The following is a 4120-nucleotide window of genomic DNA, read 5'->3' as shown; positions in this document are numbered from 1 at the left end:
GATTGTCCTATAGAAGAGGATAATGTTTCAGTGATTATCCGTCTTCTGGCGACGAACGGCGAGCGTTACGCTGGAGCCGTTCGTCGCCGATCCCCGGCGGCGCGAGATTCCGGAGTGTTTCCATGTCTGCCGCCAGCAAGCCCGCCTCGCCGATCCGCGTCTATTCGTTCCTGCTGTCCGGGCACGCGCACCGCGTCCGGTTGTTCCTGTCGCTGCTCGGGTTGCCGTCGAAGACCATCGACGTCGATCTCGCGGCCGGCGCGCAGCGCGAACCGGCGTTTCTCGCATTGAATCCGCTCGGGCAGGTGCCGGTGATCGACGACGGCGGCACCGTGATCGCCGATTCGAACGCGATCCTGGTGTATCTCGCGAAGCGCTACGGCGACGCGCACTGGCTGCCCGACGACCCGGTAGGCGCGGCTGTCGTGCAGCGCTGGCTGTCGTATGCGGCCGGCCCGATCGCGTCGGGTCCGGCCGCCGCGCGGCTCGTGACCGTGTTCGGCGCGACGCTCGACCCGGAAGCGGCCAAGCGCACAGCCGCGAAGGTGCTCGACGTGATCGATCGCGAGCTGGCCGGCAAGCCGTTCGCGGCCGGCGCGCAGCCGACGATCGCGGACATCGCCGCGTACACGTACATCGCGCACGCACCGGAAGGCGGCGTGTCGCTCGAACCGTATCCGCACGTGCGTGCATGGCTGGCGCGTATCGAGGCGTTGCCGGGCTTCGTCGCGATGCCGACGACGCGCGCCGGCCTGCTCGCCGCTTGACGCTTACTGCCACTGCGCCTGTTCAGGAGAACGTGATGAATGCGCCGACCGCCGTCGTACCGGGCTGGGAACTCGACACCGCGCCGTTTCATGCGGGCGAGCTTGCCGTGCAGCAGCGCGCGGGCGTGACGGACGCGGCGAGCGCGGCCGGCCGGCGCGGGATTCGGCGCTTCATGCCGGACCAGCACCGGACGTTTTTCGCGCAACTGCCGTTCTTCGTGCTCGGCGGCGTCGATGCGCACGGCCAGCCGTGGGCGACGCTGCGGGCCGGGGCGCCGGGTTTCGTCACGTCGCCGGACGCCCGCACGCTGCGCATCGCGGCGCCCGCGCTGCCGGGCGACCCGCTGGCCGGCGCGTGGCAGGCGGGCGCGCCGCTCGGCGGCCTCGGAATCGAATTCGATACGCGGCGGCGCAATCGCGTGAATGGCGTCGTGCGCGCGGTCGACGGCGATGCGCTGACGATCGCGGTCGAGCAGAGCTTCGGCAATTGCGCGAAGTACATCCAGGGTCGCAAGCCGACCTTCGTCGCGCGGGACGTCGAGGCGTCTGTCGCGCCGGACGTGTCGGACGCGCTGAGCGGTGCGGATCGCGCGCTGCTCGCGCAGGCCGACACGTTCTTCGTCGCGAGCGCGAATACGTCGGCGGAGGCGGGCGCGGCGCGCGGCGCGGACGTGTCGCATCGCGGCGGGATGCCGGGCTTCGTGCGCGTCGACGATGCGCGTACGTTGACGACGCCCGATTTCAGCGGCAACCGGTTCTTCAACACGCTCGGCAACCTGCAGCACGATCCGCGCGCGGGGCTGCTGTTCATCGATTTCGACAGCGGCGATGTGCTGTATGTCGCCGCGCGCGCGGAGATCGTGTGGGACGGGCCGGACGTCGCGTCGTTCGACGGCGCGCAGCGCGTCGTGCGGTTTCATGTGCGGGAAGTGCGGCGCGTGCGTGCGGTGCTGCCGTTCCGGTGGTCGGCGGTCGAGCGCGCGCCGCAGTTCGCCGCGATGGCGGCGGCGGCGACGGCGACGGCGTTGGGCAGAGCGGCGGCAACGGCCGGACCCGCGCCGTCCGCGGTCGCGCCGTCACCGGCGCCCGCATGGCGGTCGCTGCGCATCGCGAAGATCGTCGACGAAGCCCGCGCGATCCGGTCGTTTCATTTCGAACCGGCGGATGGCGGTGCATTGCCCGCGTACGAAGCGGGTCAGCATCTGACGCTGCGCATCGCGCTGCCGGGCAGCGACGCGCCCGCGATTCGCAGCTATACGCTGTCCGATGCACCGGGCGGCACGCAGTACCGGATCACCGTGAAGCGTGAAGGGCGCGTATCGGCGTGGCTGCACGATCACGCGCAGGCCGGCATGACGCTCGACGCGCAGATGCCGCGCGGCCGCTTCACGTTCGATCTCGCGAGCCCGCGGCCGGCCGTGCTCGTGTCGGCTGGCATCGGCATCACGCCGATGATCGCGATGCTGCGCCGGGCACTGGCCGACGACACGCCGTCGCGCCGTATCGTGTTCGTGCATGGCGCACGCGAAGCCGCCGATCGGCCGTTCGCGGCCGAACTGGCGCGCCTCGCGGCCGCCGATGCCCGCCTGTCGCTTCACTGGTTCGACAGTCGTCCTCAAGAAAGCACGGTGGCGCAGGCCGGCCGCATCGACATCGGGCAACTGAAGCGGGTGCTGTCGTTCGACGACTACGATTTCTATCTGTGCGGGCCGGCGGCCTTCATGCGCGACCTGTACGACGGGCTGCGCGCGCTGAACGTGCCGGACGAGCGCATCCGTTTCGAGGCGTTCGGGCCGTCGAGCGTCTCGCGCAGTGCGACCCGCGCGGCTGCCGCGCCTGCGGCGGCAAGCGTGCCGGTCGTGTTCCGGCGCACGGGGCGCGACGCCGCATGGACGCCCGCCGACGGCACGCTGCTCGAATTCGCGGAAGGGCAGCGCGTGGCCGTGCCGTCCGAATGCCGCGCCGGTTCGTGCGGCACGTGCGCGACGCGCGTGCTGTCCGGCGCGGTGGAATACGAGCAAACGCCCGATGCGCCGGTCGAGCCCGGCTGCGCGCTGCTGTGCGTCGCGCGGCCCGCGCAAGGCGCGACGCAGCCGCTCGTGCTCGACCGCTGACGCGCGTGCGACATGCCGCCGCAGAGGGCCTGCTGCGCGAAAACCGTGCGCAACTGCTTCTTTTTTCGGATGCCGTCCGGATCGACGATAGCGTCAACCGATTCGATAAAGGAGCCCATCATGAAACTGCTCGGCATGGTCCGCCTGGTCCTGTGGAGTTTCTTCGGCGTGCGCAACAGCAAGGCGCACGCGACCGATCTCGCGAACGCCAACTTCACGCTGCTGCCGTTCGTCGCGATCCTGCTTGCGCTGCTGGTCGGCGCGGTCATTTACGGTGTCGTGCATCTGGTCGTCGATCCGACCGTGACGATGCAGGGGTTCTGAGCGAACGGCTGATGAACCGGTCGCGGGTCGCCATTCTCGCTCCGGTTCAAGGTCGCCCGACCGGCGGAGGATGACGCTGGTATCGGCGGCCGGCACGCACGACGCGCATCGCGACCGAATCGCGGCCGTTGCCGCCGGCGCCGCCGTTATCGCGCCGCTCAAACCGTCTGTCCTCGTTCCCGTTTCCCCCCGTCCTTCGTTCCGCCGGATTCCGCGGCCCTTCGCCGCGCCCGGGGTAAAATGCGCGCCACGCCGCGATGTCGCGCGCCGGGCAGGCCGCCGTTCCGATGAACGGCCGGCGTCAGTGCCCGCCGCCCGCACCGGGGCGTTCGAAGCGTCCCCCGCATGACACGACCGCGCGAGGCAGCCGGCCGGCCGACAGGCACCCGACGAGCCCGTCGGCCGCTGCGTCGGTTTCCGGCGCGTCATCCGAATCCGATGTCCCATCCTGCGTTGTTCCGACCGGTCGGCCGCTTGCACGCCGCAGGTTCCGGTTCGTCTGATGAATATCGTGTCGACGCACGTGTCCGGTGACGGGCGCGGCGGCATTCGCGGGCGCACGCTTTGCAGCTTCGTAACGGGTTTGGGGTTTGGGGTTTGGGGTTTCGGGTTTCGACAGGTCGAGTGGCGAGTTTTCCATCCAGAACAATGACGGTGAATAGAACAACAGCGGCGCCCGCACGGCGGCGGCGCGCGAAGGTCGGGCTCGGTGTCGGTCTCGGCGTCACGCTTTTCGCGGCGCAGGCTGCCGTGGCCCAGGGCGACACGCCCGCGCCGGGCACCGAAGCGGCCGGCAACGCGACGTTGCCCGCGATCACGGTGAGCGGCGAGCGCGGCCAGCCGCTACGCGCGCGCGAAGCGTCGGTGGCCGGGCTCGACGACGCGCCGCTGCGCGACACGCCGGCATCGGTGAAC

Annotated in this window: 3 protein-coding genes and 1 pseudogene; all 4 read left to right on the top strand. The window is 70.5% G+C overall.

Annotation, left to right across the window (positions count from 1 at the left end; translation table 11 throughout):
• Window positions 1-122: 122 nt before the first annotated feature.
• Window positions 123-767: a glutathione S-transferase family protein gene (locus tag JMF90_RS26985; protein ID WP_011548332.1), complete on the top strand. Its 645-nt coding sequence runs from the start codon at window positions 123-125 to the stop codon at window positions 765-767.
• Between the two features lie 35 nt (window positions 768-802).
• Window positions 803-2881, top strand: a complete 2079-nt coding sequence (locus tag JMF90_RS26980; protein WP_011548331.1) for a pyridoxamine 5'-phosphate oxidase family protein — start codon at window positions 803-805, stop codon at window positions 2879-2881.
• A gap of 120 nt (window positions 2882-3001) precedes the next feature.
• Window positions 3002-3205 carry a DUF2970 domain-containing protein gene (locus JMF90_RS26975; protein ID WP_006486164.1) on the top strand — a complete coding sequence of 68 codons (204 nt, stop codon included), beginning with the start codon at window positions 3002-3004 and terminating at the stop codon, window positions 3203-3205.
• A 648-nt stretch (window positions 3206-3853) separates the two neighbouring features.
• Window positions 3854-4120, top strand: a pseudogene (locus tag JMF90_RS26970) (TonB-dependent siderophore receptor); the annotation flags it as partial.

The sequence above is a fragment of the Burkholderia sp. E168m23 genome, assembly GCF_016586125.1.
Taxonomy (GTDB): Bacteria; Pseudomonadota; Gammaproteobacteria; order Burkholderiales; family Burkholderiaceae; genus Burkholderia; species Burkholderia orbicola.
The sequence above is the reverse complement of the archived record's forward strand: the minus strand, read 5'-3'. Positions and strand labels throughout refer to the sequence as shown.

Bases quoted from the DNA above. Each gene is read 5' to 3' on its own strand.
- JMF90_RS26985 (WP_011548332.1), top strand. From the start codon at position 123: ATGTCTGCCGCCAGCAAGCCCGCCTCGCCGATCCGCGTCTATTCGTTC.
- JMF90_RS26980 (WP_011548331.1), top strand. From the start codon at position 803: ATGAATGCGCCGACCGCCGTCGTACCGGGCTGGGAACTCGACACCGCG.
- JMF90_RS26975 (WP_006486164.1), top strand. From the start codon at position 3,002: ATGAAACTGCTCGGCATGGTCCGCCTGGTCCTGTGGAGTTTCTTCGGC.